The sequence below is a fragment of the Neobacillus sp. D3-1R genome (assembly GCF_052180215.1).
GTDB lineage: Bacteria > Bacillota > Bacilli > Bacillales > Cytobacillaceae > Pseudoneobacillus.
Genome location: NZ_CP197471.1, coordinates 4,090,784 through 4,109,829 on the forward strand (window position 1 = coordinate 4,090,784; position 19,046 = coordinate 4,109,829).

The 19,046-nt window shown below is 36.2% G+C and carries 20 protein-coding genes; 8 read left to right on the forward strand and 12 right to left on the reverse strand.

Translation table 11 applies throughout. The features are described 5' to 3' along the window. Window positions 1–196 precede the first annotated feature (196 nt). Complete coding sequence (locus ACSBPO_RS20685; protein ID WP_442596660.1) at window positions 197–1,396, forward strand: aminotransferase class I/II-fold pyridoxal phosphate-dependent enzyme; 1,200 nt, start codon at window positions 197–199, stop codon at window positions 1,394–1,396. Between the two features lie 211 nt (window positions 1,397–1,607). Here ACSBPO_RS20685 and ACSBPO_RS20690 read toward each other — a convergent pair whose 3' ends face one another. From ACSBPO_RS20690 to ACSBPO_RS20715, 6 genes are all read right to left on the reverse strand, one after another. After that, a complete protein-coding gene (locus tag ACSBPO_RS20690) occupies window positions 1,608–2,789 on the reverse strand; it encodes a sulfite reductase subunit alpha (protein ID WP_442596662.1) in 1,182 nt (393 codons plus the stop codon). 544 nt (window positions 2,790–3,333) lie between these two features. Continuing rightward, window positions 3,334–3,468 carry a BA3454 family stress response protein gene (locus ACSBPO_RS20695; protein ID WP_442596664.1) on the reverse strand — a complete coding sequence of 45 codons (135 nt, stop codon included), beginning with the start codon at window positions 3,466–3,468 and terminating at the stop codon, window positions 3,334–3,336. Between the two features lie 182 nt (window positions 3,469–3,650). Further along, on the reverse strand, window positions 3,651–3,986 hold the full coding sequence (locus ACSBPO_RS20700; RefSeq protein WP_442596666.1) for a hypothetical protein: 336 nt from the start codon (window positions 3,984–3,986) through the stop codon (window positions 3,651–3,653). Between the two features lie 162 nt (window positions 3,987–4,148). Continuing rightward, complete coding sequence (locus ACSBPO_RS20705; protein WP_442596668.1) at window positions 4,149–5,180, reverse strand: S-layer homology domain-containing protein; 1,032 nt, start codon at window positions 5,178–5,180, stop codon at window positions 4,149–4,151. A 248-nt stretch (window positions 5,181–5,428) separates the two neighbouring features. Next, complete coding sequence (locus tag ACSBPO_RS20710; protein ID WP_442596670.1) at window positions 5,429–6,367, reverse strand: hypothetical protein; 939 nt, start codon at window positions 6,365–6,367, stop codon at window positions 5,429–5,431. A gap of 242 nt (window positions 6,368–6,609) precedes the next feature. After that, window positions 6,610–7,572 (reverse strand): helix-turn-helix transcriptional regulator, encoded by a 963-nt coding sequence (locus ACSBPO_RS20715; protein ID WP_442596673.1) that lies wholly within the window; start codon window positions 7,570–7,572, stop codon window positions 6,610–6,612. Between the two features lie 102 nt (window positions 7,573–7,674). Here ACSBPO_RS20715 and ACSBPO_RS20720 point away from each other — a divergent pair, with 102 nt between their 5' ends. Together ACSBPO_RS20720 and ACSBPO_RS20725 are read left to right on the forward strand one after the other, a co-directional pair. Then, the gene (locus ACSBPO_RS20720; protein ID WP_442596675.1) at window positions 7,675–8,154 is read left to right on the forward strand and encodes a GyrI-like domain-containing protein; all 480 of its coding nucleotides are present in this window, start codon (window positions 7,675–7,677) and stop codon (window positions 8,152–8,154) included. Between the two features lie 21 nt (window positions 8,155–8,175). Continuing rightward, entirely contained in the window at window positions 8,176–8,643 is a 468-nt protein-coding gene (locus ACSBPO_RS20725) for a phage tail protein (protein WP_442596677.1), read from the forward strand. 199 nt (window positions 8,644–8,842) lie between these two features. Here the strand turns inward: ACSBPO_RS20725 and ACSBPO_RS20730 are convergent, their stop codons facing one another. Next, window positions 8,843–8,986, reverse strand: coding sequence for a hypothetical protein (locus ACSBPO_RS20730; RefSeq protein WP_442596679.1), 144 nt, complete (start codon window positions 8,984–8,986; stop codon window positions 8,843–8,845). A gap of 237 nt (window positions 8,987–9,223) precedes the next feature. Between ACSBPO_RS20730 and ACSBPO_RS20735 the strand changes: the two genes are divergently transcribed. Next, window positions 9,224–10,009 carry an SDR family NAD(P)-dependent oxidoreductase gene (locus tag ACSBPO_RS20735; RefSeq protein WP_442596681.1) on the forward strand — a complete coding sequence of 262 codons (786 nt, stop codon included), beginning with the start codon at window positions 9,224–9,226 and terminating at the stop codon, window positions 10,007–10,009. 195 nt (window positions 10,010–10,204) lie between these two features. On the opposite strand, the gene ACSBPO_RS20740 is transcribed toward ACSBPO_RS20735, so the two are convergent. Next, window positions 10,205–10,348 (reverse strand): hypothetical protein, encoded by a 144-nt coding sequence (locus tag ACSBPO_RS20740; protein ID WP_442596683.1) that lies wholly within the window; start codon window positions 10,346–10,348, stop codon window positions 10,205–10,207. Between the two features lie 328 nt (window positions 10,349–10,676). Between ACSBPO_RS20740 and ACSBPO_RS20745 the strand changes: the two genes are divergently transcribed. Beyond that, on the forward strand, window positions 10,677–11,942 hold the full coding sequence (locus ACSBPO_RS20745; RefSeq protein WP_442596685.1) for an outer membrane protein assembly factor BamB family protein: 1,266 nt from the start codon (window positions 10,677–10,679) through the stop codon (window positions 11,940–11,942). Between the two features lie 180 nt (window positions 11,943–12,122). Here the strand turns inward: ACSBPO_RS20745 and ACSBPO_RS20750 are convergent, their stop codons facing one another. Continuing rightward, window positions 12,123–12,272, reverse strand: coding sequence for a hypothetical protein (locus ACSBPO_RS20750; RefSeq protein WP_442596687.1), 150 nt, complete (start codon window positions 12,270–12,272; stop codon window positions 12,123–12,125). Window positions 12,273–12,696: 424 nt separating this feature from the next. Between ACSBPO_RS20750 and ACSBPO_RS20755 the strand changes: the two genes are divergently transcribed. Both ACSBPO_RS20755 and ACSBPO_RS20760 read left to right on the forward strand, forming a co-directional pair. Then, window positions 12,697–13,335 (forward strand): hypothetical protein, encoded by a 639-nt coding sequence (locus tag ACSBPO_RS20755; RefSeq protein ID WP_442596689.1) that lies wholly within the window; start codon window positions 12,697–12,699, stop codon window positions 13,333–13,335. After that, window positions 13,316–13,648 (forward strand): hypothetical protein, encoded by a 333-nt coding sequence (locus ACSBPO_RS20760; protein ID WP_442596691.1) that lies wholly within the window; start codon window positions 13,316–13,318, stop codon window positions 13,646–13,648. The genes ACSBPO_RS20755 and ACSBPO_RS20760 overlap by 20 nt, the downstream gene beginning before the upstream one ends. A gap of 259 nt (window positions 13,649–13,907) precedes the next feature. Here ACSBPO_RS20760 and ACSBPO_RS20765 read toward each other — a convergent pair whose 3' ends face one another. The 3 genes from ACSBPO_RS20765 to ACSBPO_RS20775 form a co-directional block, all read right to left on the reverse strand. Further along, the gene (locus tag ACSBPO_RS20765) at window positions 13,908–16,013 is read right to left on the reverse strand and encodes a DUF5050 domain-containing protein (protein ID WP_442596693.1); all 2,106 of its coding nucleotides are present in this window, start codon (window positions 16,011–16,013) and stop codon (window positions 13,908–13,910) included. A gap of 277 nt (window positions 16,014–16,290) precedes the next feature. Continuing rightward, window positions 16,291–16,434, reverse strand: a complete 144-nt coding sequence (locus ACSBPO_RS20770) for a hypothetical protein (RefSeq protein WP_442596695.1) — start codon at window positions 16,432–16,434, stop codon at window positions 16,291–16,293. Window positions 16,435–16,622: 188 nt separating this feature from the next. Further along, complete coding sequence (locus ACSBPO_RS20775; RefSeq protein ID WP_442596697.1) at window positions 16,623–17,219, reverse strand: type IV toxin-antitoxin system AbiEi family antitoxin domain-containing protein; 597 nt, start codon at window positions 17,217–17,219, stop codon at window positions 16,623–16,625. A 469-nt stretch (window positions 17,220–17,688) separates the two neighbouring features. Here ACSBPO_RS20775 and ACSBPO_RS20780 point away from each other — a divergent pair, with 469 nt between their 5' ends. Then, the gene (locus ACSBPO_RS20780) at window positions 17,689–19,023 is read left to right on the forward strand and encodes a transglutaminase domain-containing protein (RefSeq protein WP_442600421.1); all 1,335 of its coding nucleotides are present in this window, start codon (window positions 17,689–17,691) and stop codon (window positions 19,021–19,023) included. Window positions 19,024–19,046 lie beyond the last annotated feature (23 nt).

A 19,046-nucleotide genomic window follows, 5' to 3' on the forward strand; every position in this document is an offset into this window, starting at 1 on the left:
TTTCAATAAGCGTAAAGTATGGTGCTATCCAATTTGCCTGCATTTTCCCCTTGTAAAAACAAGAAAACAGTCCCTTTCACTTCATGAAGCACAAGAACCGTCCCCATGCTTCACACACCACATGCTCCAGAAGGAATCAAAGACCTTTAAATAGAATTATTAGGAAAAATAAACAAAAAAATACGGAGGATGGGTTATGGATTTATTTGAGAAGGTAAGGAATTATTCGAGGGGTAAGGAGATTTTAAACACTTCGCTCTTTCCCTATTATCGGGCCATTGAGGAGAATAACGGACCTATTGTAAAAATGGATGGGAAAACGGTCATTATGGCTGGTTCCAATAATTATCATGGTCTGTCTCATGATGAAAGAGTGATAGAAGCAGCCACCACAGCCATAAAAAAATATGGAGTCAGTAACAACGGCTGCCGTTTACATAATGGTACCTTAGATCTTCATGAACAATTGGAAGAAAAATTAGCCAAGTTCGTTGGAAAAGAAGCGGCACTAACATACACAACTGGTTATCAAACCAACCAAGGCGCCATTGTTCCTTTGATTGGTCGAAAAGATCTCATATTCAGTGATCGAGACAATCATAACAGTATTGTTCAGGCCACTCTCATCTCCCGTGGAATGTTTTTAAACAAGAATCAAATCGTCAGATACAAACATAATGATATGAATCACCTCACCCGTTGTTTAAGACAGGCGCCAATGGATGCGGGGAAATTGATTGTTTCCGATGGTGTATTTTCCATGTCTGGCGCAATTGTCGACCTTCCCAACATGGTGCGGGCTGCAAAGGAAGTTGGAGCGAGGATTATGTTGGATGATGCTCATTCCATTGGAATTATTGGAAAAAGTGGTGCCGGAACAGCCAGTCATTATGGTCTAGACGATGAGGTTGATATGATTATGGGGACGTTTTCCAAAAGCTTCGGATCCATCGGAGGCTTTGTGGCAGGAAGTAAGGAGCTAATTCATTATTTAAAATATACAAGTCCAGCTCATATTTTCTCTGCTAGCCTACCAGCAGCCCAAGCTGCAGCAACGATGGCGTCAATCGACATTCTACTTGCTGAACCGGAACGTATGGAAAAACTCCAAACTCTTGCCAATAGACTTCGAAAGGGCCTTCAATCACTCGGTTACCGCGTACCTGAAGGATTCGTTCCAATTATTCCTGTCATTTTAGGTGATGATATGCTCGTGTTTAAAACATGGGGAGCACTTATGGAACATGGAGTGTTTACCAACGCTGCTGTCAGCCCGGGCGTACCTGAAGGACACCAACTACTTCGTATATGTCTCATGTCTACGCACGAGGAAGAGCATATTGACAGTATACTAGAGGCATTCTCAAAGGTTAAGAATAGTATCTTAGTAAGCTAAATAAGTGCTCAATCCAACATATTGAAAAATACAGGTTGAGAAGAACCTGACATTCTCTTCTATTGCACCTTTCGGTAAAAACAAACTTTGAATAAACCTTACAAAAAAATTCAATGAAGCATAGGAACCGTCCCCATGCTTCACAAAAGAACCGCACCCATGCTCCATAAAAAAAGAAGCAGGAGATCTGCTCCCCTGCTTCATTTCTTTCTTAATAAACATCACGTAGATAACGGCCTTGTTTTTGTAAGTCTTTTAGATGTGCTTCTGCATCTTCGCGGCTTAGCCCGCCTTCTTTTTCAATGATGGTAATTAACGCTTCGTTAACGTCTTTTGCCATATGCTCTTTATCTCCACAAACGAAGAAGTAGGCGCCTTTTTCTAGCCATTCGTATAATTCTTTGCCGTGTTCAAGCATTTTATGTTGAACATAGACTTTTCGATCTCCGTCGCGGGAGAAGGCTGTGTCTAACTTTGTTAGTACTCCATCTTGTTGGTATTTTTCCAACTCATCTCGATAAAGGAAATCGCAAGCTTCATGCTGATCCCCAAAGAATAACCAAGCCTGACCTGTTGCTTTATTCACAGCACGTTCCTGAATAAAGGAACGGAATGGTGCAATCCCTGTTCCAGGACCAACCATGATGATATCTGTATCATGAGTCTCTGGCAGATGGAAATGTTTATTCGCTTGAACAAAGACAGGAAGCGTATCTCCTTCTGTTACACGTTCCGCACATTGTACCGAACAAACCCCTTTGCGTTCACGGTCATGAGCAGTGTAGCGTACAGCACCGATTGTTAAGTGAACTTCACCTGGATTAGCTGCAATACTGCTTGCAATCGAGTAAAGACGAGCTGTCATTTTTCTTAAAAGAGTTACGAATTCCTGCGGTGTCATTTTCCATGGACCGAATTCACGTAACATATCAAGTAAGTCACGGCCATTGCAATATTCTTTCACTTCAGCTGCATTTTCTACCAACAGCAGTCTTTGAAGCTCTTCATTTTCTGTAAACGCAGCTGCGCCTTGTAAAATCTTTTTCGTAAGAAGCGTAATTTCAAAATAATTTGTTAGCGCTTCCCTTAAAGGAAGAACTTCGTCTCCTTTACCAACTGTAACAGCCACAATTCCATCCCAATCCATTTCCTCCAGAATGGCATCGACAAGTTCTGGATCATTGGATGGCATAATACCAAGCGCATCCCCCGGCACATATGAAAGGCCTGAGCCTTCAAGTGACAATTCAATATGGCGTGTTTCTTTGCTAGAGCCTTCTCCGTTTAAATTAACATTTTTAAGGATTTTGGCTTGAAACGGATTCGTTCTTGAATAAGTTGGAACAAGCTGATCCTTTTGGACATTGTTTGAATTATCCATAGTACTTTGCATGTTTGTTGACCTCCAAAAGTTATATATAAATATAGTAACATTGAAAACCGTATTAAGATGTGAATTTTATCGCAAGATTAAAATAATTTTGATTCCAAGAACACCCATTTTATTTAGCCTTGTGTATTTTTCCACACCTTATTGATTGCCTTAGTTTAATGGTTTTTTCTTACCCTTTACTAGTTTATCATAAATAAAAATTGGGACAAGAAGGTTATTGTTTTTCTCCTATTATAGGTATATGAAGCAACAACAAGGAATGATTTAGTTTATCCTAAAAGCCTTCTATGGTGAATGGTTATTTTTGCAAAAATAAAATACCCAACAGGAGTGAGTTTAAACTCTCATTGGGTACTTTATTTTATTTTTTCAAATTCATCGCCCTATATAGCAAGATTTCACCATTTAAGTTGATATGTTGTTCTTCGATATAAACATATAAAATGGATTATTGCTGACTCTTCCCTCGAAAAAGCGATAAGGTCCTCTTCTACAAAAAAAGGGATGAGTTGAAAGAACACTCATCCCCCACTACCATTCTCATTTAATGAAGCCATTGTTTTTCAACTTGCTCCTTAGCAAGTTGAAGAATTTCTTCCTCCGTGGCATGTTTATCTACAATGACATTTGTAAGATAGTTGATCCCGTTTAGGGTAACTGAAATCGTGTACTGAAACATTCTATTTTTCTCCTTACGCCCTTTTTATCTATTGTACCCTCTATGAATAGTAGTTACATGTTAAAGTTATCTAAAAATTTCGACACTCTATTAAGCTATTTGATAAAAATTGTCATAAAGTCTGTGATATATCTTGGCGTTTAATCATGAAAGGATAATAGATAGCCCTTCTATTATAATTCCTACCAGAAGAACGGAAAAAACGGACCAAAGGCTCTAATGCCAAAGAAAGGGAACCCAAATAATCCAAATGGTCCAAAGAAAGGGAAGAATCGGCTTTCGCTGCTTTCATCGTGAGTGTGCATGGTTGTGGTGGTTTGATTCATACTCGGCATAATAATATACATTTTGTCATGATCATAGCTATGAAGAATTCCTTGATAAACAGTACCATCATTCATCTCCAATTGGATAAATTGGTACAAATGTTTACGGCACTTTTCATGATGGTGGTGATGTTCATGGTGGTGATGATCCCTTGGGGCATAAGTATTCTGATTAACATACGGTTGTGTCATATCTATAATACCTCCTCTAATTAACTGCAATTGTAAAATATTCCAAGCGAATGGAATTGGTTCTCCTTTTCAGGAATTTTTCGAGAAGGTTTTTGAAGCATAGGGACGGTTCTTGTGCTTCATTGCTAATGAAGCACAAGAACCGTCCCCTTGTTTCACATTTTATTTGTAATCATAAGCTTTCCAATTGCCATTAGTATCTCTTCTTAACATTACTTTGCTAGATAAATCAAGAGTTTGGGTAGCACCCGCTTCACCATTGATATTGGAAAGTTGATAAACTAGGTTATCGATTTGAACTTCGGCATAGTTATTGTTTTTGGAAACAACAGATATGGTAAAGTCGCCGACTGATTTAAAAGTGGCACCACCAATGAATTCTCCATCATTGAATTGTTCGAGTGAAGCCGCAAGTGAGTAACCTGTTTCATATTGTTTATACAAAGGTGCTAATTCCTGCCAATTACCAGATAAAAATAGTTCTCTTTCCTTTGTTAAATATTCAGTCATAAAACCGATTACCTCTTCATCCGTTGGCAAATGACTTGTTTCTTGATGAATCGCACGATGAATAGTCACAATGGCCTGCGCTCTTGTTGAAAAATTTTTGGGACCAAACGTACTCGCCCCAAACCCTTTCATAATTCGATTTACCGTTAAATAGTTAATCGCTTGTTCTGATTCGATACCTGTTGCAATATCGGTATAATAGGTTGTATAAGGGCCAAATTCAATGGAATCCTTAAACGCTCGATAAATCATAAGTGCCATTTGGTCCCGTGTAATTTTCGCATTCGGATTAAACTTATTGCCAACACCTTTGACAACCCCATTGCTACTAGCAATATTTACATAATCAACGTACCAATCAGATGGTTTCACATCGATAAATTCTTTCGGCTCTCCTACCTGTTTTAAATTCATCGCGTTTACCATCATTTTAGTAAATTGAGCACGAGTAATATTCGCATTTGGATTGGCCCATATATATTTATAATTCTCGATTGGATCATACTGCTGAATGCCATCCATAATATCCGCACTCATAAAATCTGTTATTTCATTATATGCCCAAAATTTCTCATCAATATCATCAGGAACATAATCCCAACTTGTCTTCTGATCAGCAAAGGCTGAAACAGGAAAAGTGGCGATTGTTAAAATCAGAACGAATAAAAGTCGAATCAATCTCATGTTGTCAATATCGCCCCTTCTTTAAATAAATCTTTACCCTCTAAATTATATCTAGTGTAATGCTAAATTTATATTGGAAAATACCAGTAATGAAGCATAGGGAAGCATAGGGACGGTTCTTCTGCTTCATCAGCCATGGGGCTGATGAAGCACGAGAACCGTCCCCCTGGATGAACCAAAAAACCCCAAGGGACAAAGGGAAAGGATCCAAACATTTTTAGGAATTCATTCTTTTATAGTAAATCCTATTATCCCCTCCCGAAACTTTTACTAGACTTTTCCTCCAACCACTCCTTAAATTCCATCAAATGTTTTATAGCTTTTTCCTTACGCGCATTTCTTTCCACCAAGTCTACCATGGGTAGATTCCCTTCATTTCGTTCTCCATGATAACTTGGCTGAATCTCCTCCAACACTAATCTCACATAGTAGTCCACGACGGAAATGATAGGTTGGGAGTAGGCTAACCGCTTCCGGAATTTTGCCAAAGCACAAGGGTATGATTTCAAAATGGTGTATGGATTCATGTTCGTACATGATTGTAAAACTCTATTAGTAATGTCCCTGGCCGCCTCTTTTGAAAAGTGATTTGTTATTAAAAATTGAACTAGGTCTTCTCGCACGTCTGCTTTTACTCTATTTTCTTTTAAACCTACACGCGCACTATTATTTATTTTTTCTTCTTCAGATGCTTTAAAAGAGTTTTCAAGAGCTTGATTAGAGCTTAAAAAGAGTTTGTCCTTGTTTTGACCTCCAACCACACCAGTTGTATCAACGGTTCCAGCACCCCCCACCGCTCCGACATTTCCCTCTTCGACTGAAATGATTTCTTCTACATCGGTCACCAGTTCCCCTTGAAACGGCTGCAGCACGTAATAGCAATTCCCATTTAACCCGTTGCTCCGTTTCGTATGATAGATTTTGAGAATTCCCTTTTCTTTTAAAAAATGAATCGCCCGTTCCACAGTTTTAATCGAAACCCGTGCATACTCTGATAGATTCTCTTGCTTTAGCCAGCACACTCCCGCTACCTTACAAGAGAACTTCTTTATTAAATGAAAAATGGAATCGCTGCTTTTCGTTAGCTGACCCTTCCAAGCGACATAATGTAGATTCATATGATGGTTCATCTCCTCAATGGAAGAAAAGGATTGTAATTCGAGTGCTAATTTCGGTATATAGGTCATTCGCAACTTCCTTCTTTCTAGGAAAAAGTTCTGACTCTACGATACCGAACAAGCCAAAATTTGGGCGAATGAACCAAAATCGTTTTCATCGTCCAAATTTGGCCAACTTTACGAAAAATGGCTTCAAAAACCAAATTTGAAGCGTTTTTTTGAAAAGTTGGACGAATTTGATATGAAACATAGGGACGGTTCTTCTGCTTCATCAGCTACGGCTGATGAAGCACGAGAACCGTCCCCTTGCTTCATGGGCAATATAGAAATAATCTCTCCTTTAAACCTTCTAAGACTTCTTCCGGAGCTTCCTTTATTTTGATATCCTTCCCTAGGAAAAGCAGCCAATTGATCATTTCGGTTAGTTCTTCTGAATGATGAATATTGATAAACGTTTTTAGAATGGCTGTGGTTTGGTAAGGATTAGTGTAGGATATGGAAACGTTTAAAGGATGGTATTTTTTGAACTGGGCAATCGCCTTTGGGCCAAGTTCAAGGACAAGGTTGACTACTTCTTCCTGCTTACTTAGTTTTTCCATAATCTTTTTCTTACTTAATCTTTTTTTCGTGGAGTATGGTTCAATATCGATGAGGTTGTCGACGGGAAAAATCTGTCTCTTTTCCTCCCTTAAATCAAAGCCTTCAATCAGCCAAAGGCTTTTTTCACGATAAAGATGCAAAAGATAGATGGGATAAGACTTGATGTCCTCCCCTTCTTCAATGGTAATCAATAAATAGCTATCTAATAGAAGGATCTGGATCAGTTTTTCTAATATAGGATGTGGTAGGTCTGACAGTTCAAGCAAATCGGGATTATTCGGGTTGGTCCCTTCAAAAAGCAAGAGTTGATTTAATAGAACTAGGTCATCCTGCTGGTTTTCTGAAATGAGTCCTAGTAATTTCTCCGCTAAAGACTGACGGCTTTTTAAATAAGGGAGTTGTTGATTTCTTGTCGCCATAAAGGCTATAAAAAGAGCTTTAATCTCATTATCGGTAAAACGAACGGTGGGCAGGACCGAATTGTTCATAACAAAATAACCCCCATCCCGTCCTACTTCAGCGACGAGCGGCATCCCCATGGCTTCAATTTCTCTAATATCTCGAATCGCGGTCGAACGAGAAATGTTGAATTCCTGCATGATCTCAGAAATGGTAAAATGGGAGCGGTTATTGATATACCGCATGATGATATTAATCCGTTCAACTTTTTTCATCTGAGTCTCCTAAACAGTATCATTTTTTGACATGATTAAAGATTATTATAAACTTAGTAAGTGAGAAGACAATCATATTTTTTTAAAAAGGAAGGTATGAATATGGCAAATTATACTTTAGAAGAAAAAGAAAGCTTTACTGTTTTAGGTATTGGAACGGAGCTTAAGAGCGATTATACAGATTACGCTGGCATCAACAAGGAAAAACTAGACTTTTGGCAAGAAGTCAAACAAGATGGAAGACTTGACACTTTAATAGCCGTAGCCAAAAACGACTACATTTTTGCCGTGAACGAAGCGGTGAATCACAAGATGATGCATTATGCTGGCGTCATGACAGAGGAAACATTACCAGAAGCAACCAGAGTCATTCAGTTTCCTAAGGGAGAATACCTGGTTGTAAAAGGAGAAGCAGAGACGTCTGATGCGTTGAGTAATATGCTTACTGGTATTGCCTTTGGTCAAGTCTTGCCAGAAGCAAAGAACTTCGCCTATGTTGGCGGGCCAAATACATCGGTTGAGATGGGGCATCACAACGGCTTAGTTTTTGGTGAAATGTGGATTCCTGTTGTTAGGAAATAAAGAAGAACTGGAGGGTTGAAATTGTCCTATTTAGTAGATTTTAAAAATGTATCTACGGTTGGTTTAGAGTCTTCACCTGTAACCGATGCGCTTGCTGGTTTACGTGCGAATGAAGCTCGCTACTTTATGAACAAATACAAGCATGAATTTACGGTTGTACCGGCGAGCGAAAGTCAAGATACTCTTGATTATGTGAACCGTATTTTGAAAGAAGAACGCGGTATTGAGTTTGCGGCCAAACCTTTAGAAACATCACGTTTTCAAGTGGAAAATATCAATTGGGCTTTCGTCTTTTTTGAGGATGGTCTAGCGGTCAACGTCCTGTATACAGTTGATGGAGATAAGCCGAAGCGGGCCGTTGGTTTTAAGCTCTCTGAAGGAATGGAAGTACCAAAAGAGCTAGAAGGAAAGTTTAAGTTTGCTAGACAGAAGTCTAAACTAGCTGGAACCATTCGAGGCTCATTCTTTGTCATTAGGGGAGCATATTGAAACATAGGGACGGTTCTTGTGCTTCAACAGGTATGGCTGATGAAGCATGAGAACCGTCCCCATGCTCCAAAAAGTTCATTTTTTGATTCTTTTATTTACGAATTTTTTTGTTTATAATAGACATATAATAAAAGAGGGAAGTGTTGACGCACTTCTCTCCCGCAACCTCTACCGTCAGGGTGGTGGTTGTCAAGTTTAGTTATTTTTTATGAGAACCACCCTTATGCTTTCGACGGCGGGGTGGTTTTCTCGTTTTCAAAAGAGTTTTCCGAGTTACATACGCACTTACTTCACGTATAATCCCCTTCAAAACTTCTTTCAGAAATTCCAGAAATGTTTCCATGATTATCACCTCCTTTCCAGAACGGAAAGAAGAGCGACAACCAACCACCCTCACAATTTCAGTTGCAACCTCATTCTATCATTTTATTTAATCCCAGATGGCTACCACATTTCGACAAAATGTTGACAAATTTGGCATTTATTAAAAGTACATCATATAGGTAGAATTTCATACACCAATCCCACATATGTATAGTGAATAGGTTCTTTTTTCATTCCAAAAATATGGGGGAATCGTATGAAGGTATTGGGTAAAGTCATTGTCGTAACCGGTGCTGGCGGCGGGATTGGAAAAGAGCTTGTTCGCCAACTTCTAGAAAAAGGAGCAAGAGTCGCAGCCATCATCCACAAATCCGGTCTAGAGGACATCAAGTCATTAACACCCGTCTATGGTGACAAGATTTCGGCCCACAGGGCGAATATCGCTAATAAAGAGGATGTGGAAAAGCTTCCAGAAGAGATCCTCGCCGTTCACGGATGCATTGACGGAATCATTAATAATGCTGGAATTCTACAAAATTTTCGCAGCGTGAATGACCTTGATTATGAACAAATCCAAAGGGTGATGGATGTCAACTTTTACGGGACGCTCTATATGTGTAAAGCGTTTTTACCACACCTATTAAATCGACCAGAAGCTCATATTACCAATGTATCAAGTATGGGTGGATTTCTTCCTGTACCACTCCAATCGATTTACTCCGCTTCCAAAGCAGCCGTCAAAATGTTAACGGAGGGCCTACATTTAGAACTTAGAAATACTAATGTGGGCGTAACGGTCGTCTTTCCTGGTGGAGTCGACACGAACCTCGTCAAAAATGCTGGAATTGAACTAGAAGGCGCCAACAACCACTCCTATAAGATGATCAGCCCAACTGAAGCAGCTTCAACCATTATTAATGGGATGGAAAATAAAAAATACCGGGTATTAGCTGGAAACGATGCAAAAATAATGGACTTTCTATATCGACTAAATCCGAAAAAGGCAACGGACATTATTGCTAAAAAGATTAAAACACTTTAGAAAAAACCCTTATAGTTTGGTTTGTTTAATAAACTTTGTAAAGTTTACAAACATATGATGTTACATCTAACTCTCTACATATTTCTAGCGTCCTAGGAATCTTTTGTTGTATAATGGGAATATAATAAAGAGAGAAGTGCTGGTAACACTCCTCCCTGCAACCTCTACCATTAGGGTGGTGGTTGTCAATTAAAGTTATTTGCTATGAGAACCACCCTTTTGCTTACGACTGCGGGGTGGTTTTCTAGTTTTTAAAAGAGCTTGCCGAGTTATATACGCACTTACTTCACGTACAATCCCCTTCAAAACTTCTTTTGAAAATTCCAGAAATGCTTCCATGATTATCACCTCCTTCCCATGAAAGGAAAGAAGAGCGACAACCTACCACCCTCACAATTTCAGTTGCAACTTTATTCTATCATTTTATAGAAATACAAAAGGCTACCACTTCAACAAAATATGACAATATTACGACAATAGGGACTAAAGATGTGATTCGTAGGAGCGTCCCTTTACACTTCAGCAGCTAAATGTTTCATGAAGCACAAGAACCGTCCCCATGCTTCACCTCCTAAAGGAATTTGGTATATTTCTGAAGAATACTATAAGATATACTCTTTAAAGTTCCGGAGGCCAGGCACCTGGATAAAATGATTAGGGGGAAATCATGAATAAATTAATCTCGGTTATTCTATTAGTTGTTATTTTATTATTAAATGGTACCATCAATCCCGTACATTCTCAGGCAAACCAACCTGTTAAGAAATTAGAGGTAATCAAAAAAGTAGGATTCAATGCAAAAAGCATCTGTCCTGCCAACTTTGAATGTAAAGCAACTCCGTTGAATGACGGAACATATATGGTTAAAGCCAACCATGTACGAAATTTGAATTTAGATTTTTATGGTCGTTTCCAAAAAAATAAATTTTTATGGAAAAAGAAAGTATTGGTGGATGGGAGATTTAATTCCATTCAACCAGATTTGTTAGACCCACAGAAGAAAGTGATATATGAGAATTATGAGTATGCATTAGAGAATGAAAATTACATCATCAAATACACATATGATGGAAACGTATTATGGAAATATTCATTACCATCTAGACCAGATAAATTAGTTATGCTAAAAGATGGGATTTTGTTTACTGTGCCGAAAAATACAAAGTGGAATGCTCACGGTATAATCACTAAGATCGATTTCAATGGAAAGAAAGTATGGGAATACCATTTAGATTATGTGACCTATGGACACCCTGTCTATCAAGATGAGACCATTTATCAGAATGTGAACGGTACAGGGTTAATTGCCTTAACACCAAATGGGGAAGAAAAATGGAGATATTCAACAGATGAAATCATCTTTGATGTACCTGTCGTTTCTAAAAATACAGTCTATTTTATAACGGGTGAAAACTTATATGCATTAGATTTGAATGGTAATCTTAAATGGAAAAAAAGAATCTATGACACTCCAAATTCTTATCTCCGTTTAAGTTTAGGCTTAAACGACACACCCATTGTCAAAACGATTAGAGAATTGAAAGGGGTGTATCCAAACGGTAACTTTAAAGCACTACTTATGCTCAAAGGATATAAAGAAGGGAAAGAAATTTGGAAAACCGTTTTCCAAAATGCAGAACTACTTTCAAGCAATGAACCGATTATAGATACCAATGGAATAATGTATTTTCTGCATCGAAATGGAGTAAAAGAAACAAGTGAATTATATTTATTAGATACATTGAACGGTAAAATCCTTTATGCCAACACCAATCCACAAATCCTAAGCTTACTGCCAGATACCTTACGGAACGGCAGCATCATGGCAGAGAGCTCAAAAATCATGAAAATAAAAAATGACGATGGTACAACTACTCCGTACGAAGCGCCTGGTCCATATATAAATATTATTCAGTATAAATTAAAAAAATAGTGCGATGCATAGGGGCGGTTCTTCTGCTTCATTTATGAAGCACGAGAACCGTCCCCCTGCTTCCAGTTTTGTCACTTCAAAAAATGTATTTGAATGTGTATAATAGACATATAATAAAAAAGAGAAGTGCTACCCACACTTCTCCCTGCAACCTCTACCGTCAGGGTGGTGGTTGTCAAATTACTTTTTAGTTTTTCGAGAACCACCCTTTAGCTTTCTACGGCGGGGTGGTTTTCTAGTTTCTAAAAGTCTTTTCCGAAAATGATACGCACTTATTTCACGTATAATTCCCTTCAAAACTTCCTTCAGAAAATCCAGAAATGTTTCCATGATTATCACCTCCTTTCCAGAACGGAAAGAAGAGCAACAACCAACCACCCTCACAATTCAGCTGCAACTCTATTCTATCATTTCATAAATATAAAATTACCCATTCTAATTCGACAAAGTTATGACTAAATTTCTAAAATCATTTAATAATACTTATCTATTGGAATACTCTTGTAAATGGATTGTACAAAATGCTAATAACCCTTTTGGAGCTATCTAGACAGATATCATAAAACAAGCACCTGCAAATATTGTCGTCTTAATATCTCCCAAAAATATGGTAATTAATAGTAAAATATGATTATGTTTTAAAAATCAAGGGGGAACTATGTACAAAAGAGTAGAAACAGAAGAAGAGTTAAGAATATTCGATTCGATTTGGATGCCTGCGTGGCAAGAAAAAGGGTTTGATTTAGAATGATTATTGGGGCCAGTTGAACGTTACCTTGTACGAAATGATGAAAATCAGTTTATAGGGTCCGTATCTTTCCGTCCATACAACTATGATTCTACCATTGATCATGTCTTTCCGTTTAAACAAAACGAAATGATTAAAAATAACATAGGAAGTATTGCAGAAATTGAAAATCTCGCTATCCTGAAGGAATTTAGGGGGTTAAAGAATTTAGTTAGAGTTCTTCTAACTGTTTTTGAATATATAAGAACGCATAATTTTAAATATTACATAGCTACTATTGATTATGGTTTATTCAGAGCGATGAATAAATTTTATCCTTCTGCCATTTATCAATTACATAAAAGCATACCTTATAGAAAAACCAACTTGGTCCCCATCATTATTGATGTCCATCACACTCTATCAAATTTAGACAATTACAAATGGCTGTCTAATTATTATCAATCTTCCCCCCTACTAACATGCTCATACTGTAACAAGGAAGTAGCCAAAACAGAAAGGATTGCTTGGAGCCAAAAATCAACCCATAAAGGAATACATAATTTCAACCAAGTATCCTGCCCTAATTGTCTTGATCTATTAATCCATAATCGAAATCTAACTCAGCCAAAGGTGAAAAATGATCTTGTTTTTAATGGAATATAAATGGTGGATATTATTACTTTCTGAAATAATTGCTTGGTTAGCTACTATCTATATGTGCTTTGCAAGATATTGGCTGCAATCCAAAACCCAATTTATCATTTGGGGAACCGTTGCGATCATAACGGGGTACTTCCCCCATATTACATTACTTATTTTAGACTTTTTAAAATATGGGACATTTCATTTTTTTAGTATATTTGTCGTTATATTACTATTACTTGGCCTCACGATTTTTAAAAAGTACATAGTTCTATTAGATAAATGGATCCAAGACTGGGCAAATAAAAGTAGAGTAAATCAAAAGGAAAAATGATAATTTTTGATAAAAATATGGAGATTCATAACAGTTTGTTATGTATTGAAAAACTTATTTTTCTCTTAAATATAAAAGAAAGGGGATGTCCCAACAGTAGAACTTTGGCGCACTCCTTTTTTGTGCAAGTCGCACTAATCGTTGGATACTCCACCAATAGTAAATCTTGACCTACATTTTTCATAAAAAAATAAAATCGGACAGAGAGACCTTTCTCCCTCTGTCCAACCGAAACTGATTTTGTCCATTGTACTGGTAACTACTCCAACTCCAACCTATGCATTTTGAATTCCGGATAAGTTTCCATATAGAATAGTGTTGAGCCCGATAATCTTAAATTTTCTGTATTAAAATTAGTTAATTTTGTTTTTTGTGTTCCGTCCAATTTTATTTTAAACAAATGATAAGATTCTCCGAGATAATAAATCCAATCCTCATAAATGACGAAATCCATGGCAATATCTCCAAGCATCTGTTTGTTTGTTCCATCCATATTTATTCTAGTAAGTTGTCTATTATTAGATAGATCATTATAATAAATGCCCTGGTTATATAAGATAACATTATATGCCTGAACATTCTCATATAATTCTTTACTAGTTCCATCTGACTTCATTTTAATAAGGCCGTTAGAGGTAACAATGAGTAGCCAATCCTCATTTATACTAAATTTACTTATCGTACCTTTTTCTATAGAATAGATAGTTTGTTTGTCCGAACCATCTGTCTTCATCTTGGTAATATACTTAGGCCCGTTATCTTCACTGGTTAAAGAATAAATCCAACCCTCGTTTATGACAAAGTTACTTAAATAACCATTTTTCACTGATAGTAAACTCTTTTTATTCGTCCCATCTGTTTTCATTTTAAAAATATTTGTTTGGTTAATGAAATAAAAATAACCCTCATGTAAGACTATGTTTCTATTTTTATCTCCAAATAAATCAGATGGACTAAAAAATTCAGGGATATAACTATAAGTAGAATTAGATGCGTCAGGAAGTTCAGAATTATCCCATATATGGTCTTCTCGTAGTTTACTATCAGATATTAGAAAATACTTGTATCTGACATACCCTTCTAGATTCGGCACTGGATCATCCCAAGTAGCATCGAGATTATACCAAAGTCCATCGATTTTCACTTTATTCCAAGCATGGTCTTCACCATGTCCCTTTCCAACAACATATAAAGTTTCAATTCCAATCTTATTTAGTAAATAAAACATCGTTTTGGCATACCCATCACAAACGGCAGTGCCATTCACTAACAATCCGTAGACCGTGTAGGACAGCTTAGGAATAGTATTGTTTTTATAGTTTTCATAATCATATGCAGAATTTAAAACGACATAATCATGAATGGCCTTTACCTTTTCAAATTCATTCATACCGGGTTGAATCTGTTCAGCAATAATCTCGTCTGTTAGTTTCTCTAACTTATTGTTCATTTCAATGATTTCTGATTTTGGGTATGAATAGTTAAATCCTACACTCGAATCAGTGCCCAAAGGTATAGATTTAAAATAAATAATTTCTGGGTGATCTTTTAAAACTTCATAAACAGTATCATATACCTCGTTAAAATCTTGTGTAAATCTGCTATAGTCCAACACACTCTCAGCTTTTAGCAATGCGTTTAATATAGCGTCATATAATAATGTATCTTTCAGCTGTATAATATCTTCATAGTTTATTTTATCCCCCGATTGAATAAGGTCGTCATAATGTTTAATAAATGTCACAATATGAGCTCGCTTTAAAGGATCCTTCGAGCCGAAAGATTCTACCGTCATTGGATAGTTACCGTTCTTGTCTTTGTACCCATTAGATAGCTTCCCTTGGTACATGAAGTTTATCGCTTGTTCTTCCGTTACCTCTTTACCGAAATATAAAGAAGCAATTACCTTCGCCATTGTCCCTCTCGTAACAGCTTTACCTGCTGGAGATTGGTTTGTTAAGCTACCCTTTACAGGTAGTTTATATTTTTTGGCTAGTTGATAAGGTACGGATGCCCAAAAGTTACTCTCTGCTTTTGTGTTGTTTAATTCGTCAGGACTCTTGTAACGAAATAAGATCGTGAGAAGTTGTCCCTCTGTTAAGTTACCATATGGGTTTAACCAGTTTCCTAGTTTCCCTGTTACCGGATGTTTACTATTAAGGTAGCCACTTATTAACCCCTTATCCATAGCCCACAACATATCGTTTGTCCAGTATTGGTTTTCTTCGAAGTCATTATAAGTCTTTTGTATTGCATCCTCTTGTTTTACTTCCGTTGCTTCCGCCATAAGGATATTACTTGTAAAAAGTACAGAAGTTGCTAGTATTAGTGATTTAATGAAAACCTTACTATTCTTATATTTCATTTTTCCTCCAAAGCTACTAAAATATTTGATAGGTACATTTTACCATTAAATTATGATGCATGGGTATGATGCATGGGGACGGTTCTTCTGCTTCTCCAGCAGTAATTCATGAAGCACAAGAACCGTCCCCATGCTTCACCATGCTTCACCTGATACAGATTTGTCACTTCTAAAAATGAATTTTATTGTGTATAATAGACATATAATAAAAAAGAGAAGTGCTACTAACACTTCTCCCTGCAACCTCTACCGTCAGGGTGGTGGTTGTCAAGTTTAGTTACTTTTTACGAGAACCACCCTTAACCTTACGACGGCGGGGTGGTTTTCTAGTTTCTAAAAGGCTTTTCCGAAAATAATACGCACTTATTTCACGTACAATCCCCTTCAAAACTTCTTTCAGAAATTCCAGAAATGTTTCCATGATTATCACCTCCTTTCTAAAAAAGAAAGAAGAGTGACAACCAACCACCCTCACAATTTCAGTTGCAACTCTATTCTATCATTTCATTCAAATTGAAAAGACGAACACACTTCGACAAAATCATGACATATTTCAAATAGTGAATCACTACAAACTACGTACTAATCGTACAGACCACTTAATAAGGATTAAGTTAGTAGAATCTCCATATAACTTCTTAGAATTTTTTGGACTCGTAACTCTTTCGCATATTTCATTAATAAGGAAATATTCTTATCTTTACTTGCGAGGTATCTCTTCAATGCATCATTTAAGATAGCGATATCCATATTATTTCGGTTTCGAATAATATCACAAATAGTTCTTTCCTTGTTATAGGCTGTAACCTTTCTTCCAAACAAAGTTTCAACCTCAGTAGTTCCCATTAAATGTAGCTGTTTTTTAACAGAATATACTTGAATACCTAAGCCCCTTAATTTTGAAGCATTGTACCCAGAAGGTACGGTGACGGACCATTCTAGTGGATCTCTATCCGTTAAATCGTGGAAGAATAAAGCGGTTTCATTAGAAATTACCACTCTAGGACTTTTCATCTGAAGCATATACATTTTATCTTCAAACGCATCAGGTGCTACATAAACTCCATGCGATACTCGATTCAACTTTCCTTCTCTCAAAAAAAGAGTTAGATAATGACGTGGGATACCTTGTTCTTCCACCTCATTCGTTACTACGATTCCATTGTTATCTGCAATTAAATTCTCTAATTGTTCTCGATAATTCATATTTTCGACCTCTTTTTGCATTTGTGCTTTAATTATATATTATTTGAGCATAAACGCAAAATATTTATAATCTCACTGGAATAACAACATCAATAATTTCCTGCTTCGGCTCCGTTATCCCCGTAAACTGTTAACTACTATGATTCTTAATATAGTCATCAAGCCCATTTAATAATCTATGTGTAATATCAAGAGAAAGCGTCTTCTTTAATGACGCTCTCTCTATTTAATTCTTAATTGTGTCGGAACATATCTGTGAAACTAGTTTTATCGGGGCATCACTGTGACCATGAGTTTATACCTTGAAATTTTGATATCATGACGCTAAGAGCATTTAATTTCCTTTTCTCCTCCAACACCAATTTTCAGGCCAACATATTTCCACTTTCTGGTATCATGTTCATACGTTAATAAAGTATACTTATCTTATAAATATTTAAAATCTAAAGGAGAAATTATTTTGATCAAGATGATTAGATATGTAATTATGATTATTTTCGTTTTAAATTTTATTTTAACACCTACTAGCAACACAACTGCTGCAGCTAAATCTATGACAAAAAAAGAAGCCTATCAGGGGATTTTAAAAGCTATAAATAATTTACAAGATAAGGTTACTTTAACTAATTATAAGGAAAAGGAAAAAAATGAATTATTCGGGATTGCCAACCAAGTAATAGATGACCATTATCCTATGTATAAATATGTATATATTGAGGATGTTGAGAGTCGTAAAACGGTTAAATTTCATTATATGGTTAATAAAACTGAACTTAAGAAAATAATAAAACAACCAGTAGTAAATCAAGATTTCTTTTTAAGTATCATAGATCAAAAAAGAGAAATAGATAAAGAAATAAAAAATATGATATCAAAAAATGATTTAAAACGTTTGGTAAATCACCAGAATAGTATACTTAAAGAGGCAAAGAAACAACCTACAAATTTAGAAAAAATAAAATATGTACATGATTACATAATGAACCATACCAAATATGATTTAGATAACTATTATAAGAAAACTGTCCCTAAATCATCCCATACTCCTAATGGTCCTTTACTTTATGGTACAGCTGTTTGTGACGGTTACTCTACGACCATGTCTCTTCTATTAAATAAGTTAAATATCCCCACTCTTGAAGTTGAGGGAAAAGCTGGGGATGGGATTGCGCATTCTTGGAATTTAATTTACTTAGATGGTGAATTCTATTATTTAGATGCTACTTTTGATGATGAAAACGATCATAATTTTAATTATAATTATTTTTTAGTCCCTCAAAATATGCTTTCTAAGGATCATTACTGGGTGGTTGCCCAATATCCTAAAGCTGTAAGTACTAAATATGTCAATTTTCAAGAACAAGTTGATAAAAGCATCTTAGAAAAAAACGCCAGTGTTTTTAGTCAAGTTGCAAAAAAATATAATTTTTCCATTAAGCCAAATGCACTTGAGGATAAAAATGGATATCGATCATATATTGTGTCTGACAATGAAAAAAAATTAAGTTTTAGTTTTGAGGAATATGTAAGCGAGAGTGTACTAAATATTCCTTTTTCAAACGAAGCTAATTTTGATGAAAATTACCTTTCATTTGTTAAGGAAGTATCAGAAAAACTTTCATCTACCAAACTTCCAAATCTCAATAAAACACTTGAAGATAAAATGAATATTTTAATTACTAATAATCTATCTAAAAAGATAAAAGAAAAAGTAAATTCTAATGTAAGCTACGAACTTAATTTTCGTTCATTTGATGAGGGACTCTGGAACTTAGAACTCACAATAAATATTAAGTTCAAATAAAAATATTAATTGGCCTTTGCCGT

Excerpts from the sequence above, each read along its gene's own strand:
- ACSBPO_RS20710 (WP_442596670.1), bottom strand. The coding sequence starts at position 6,367 with ATGACCTATATACCGAAATTAGCACTCGAATTACAATCCTTTTCTTCC.
- ACSBPO_RS20690 (WP_442596662.1), bottom strand. The coding sequence starts at position 2,789 with ATGCAAAGTACTATGGATAATTCAAACAATGTCCAAAAGGATCAGCTT.
- ACSBPO_RS20750 (WP_442596687.1), bottom strand. The coding sequence starts at position 12,272 with ATGGAAACATTTCTGGATTTTCTGAAGGAAGTTTTGAAGGGAATTATA.
- ACSBPO_RS20695 (WP_442596664.1), bottom strand. The coding sequence starts at position 3,468 with ATGTTTCAGTACACGATTTCAGTTACCCTAAACGGGATCAACTATCTT.
- ACSBPO_RS20775 (WP_442596697.1), bottom strand. The coding sequence starts at position 17,219 with ATGAATTATCGAGAACAATTAGAGAATTTAATTGCAGATAACAATGGA.
- ACSBPO_RS20715 (WP_442596673.1), bottom strand. The coding sequence starts at position 7,572 with ATGAAAAAAGTTGAACGGATTAATATCATCATGCGGTATATCAATAAC.
- ACSBPO_RS20740 (WP_442596683.1), bottom strand. The coding sequence starts at position 10,348 with ATGGAAGCATTTCTGGAATTTTCAAAAGAAGTTTTGAAGGGGATTGTA.
- ACSBPO_RS20770 (WP_442596695.1), bottom strand. The coding sequence starts at position 16,434 with ATGGAAACATTTCTGGAATTTCTGAAAGAAGTTTTGAAGGGGATTGTA.
- ACSBPO_RS20765 (WP_442596693.1), bottom strand. The coding sequence starts at position 16,013 with ATGAAATATAAGAATAGTAAGGTTTTCATTAAATCACTAATACTAGCA.
- ACSBPO_RS20735 (WP_442596681.1), top strand. The coding sequence starts at position 9,224 with ATGAAGGTATTGGGTAAAGTCATTGTCGTAACCGGTGCTGGCGGCGGG.
- ACSBPO_RS20705 (WP_442596668.1), bottom strand. The coding sequence starts at position 5,180 with ATGAGATTGATTCGACTTTTATTCGTTCTGATTTTAACAATCGCCACT.
- ACSBPO_RS20720 (WP_442596675.1), top strand. The coding sequence starts at position 7,675 with ATGGCAAATTATACTTTAGAAGAAAAAGAAAGCTTTACTGTTTTAGGT.
- ACSBPO_RS20700 (WP_442596666.1), bottom strand. The coding sequence starts at position 3,986 with ATGACACAACCGTATGTTAATCAGAATACTTATGCCCCAAGGGATCAT.
- ACSBPO_RS20745 (WP_442596685.1), top strand. The coding sequence starts at position 10,677 with ATGAATAAATTAATCTCGGTTATTCTATTAGTTGTTATTTTATTATTA.
- ACSBPO_RS20780 (WP_442600421.1), top strand. The coding sequence starts at position 17,689 with ATGATTAGATATGTAATTATGATTATTTTCGTTTTAAATTTTATTTTA.
- ACSBPO_RS20730 (WP_442596679.1), bottom strand. The coding sequence starts at position 8,986 with ATGGAAACATTTCTGGAATTTCTGAAAGAAGTTTTGAAGGGGATTATA.
- ACSBPO_RS20685 (WP_442596660.1), top strand. The coding sequence starts at position 197 with ATGGATTTATTTGAGAAGGTAAGGAATTATTCGAGGGGTAAGGAGATT.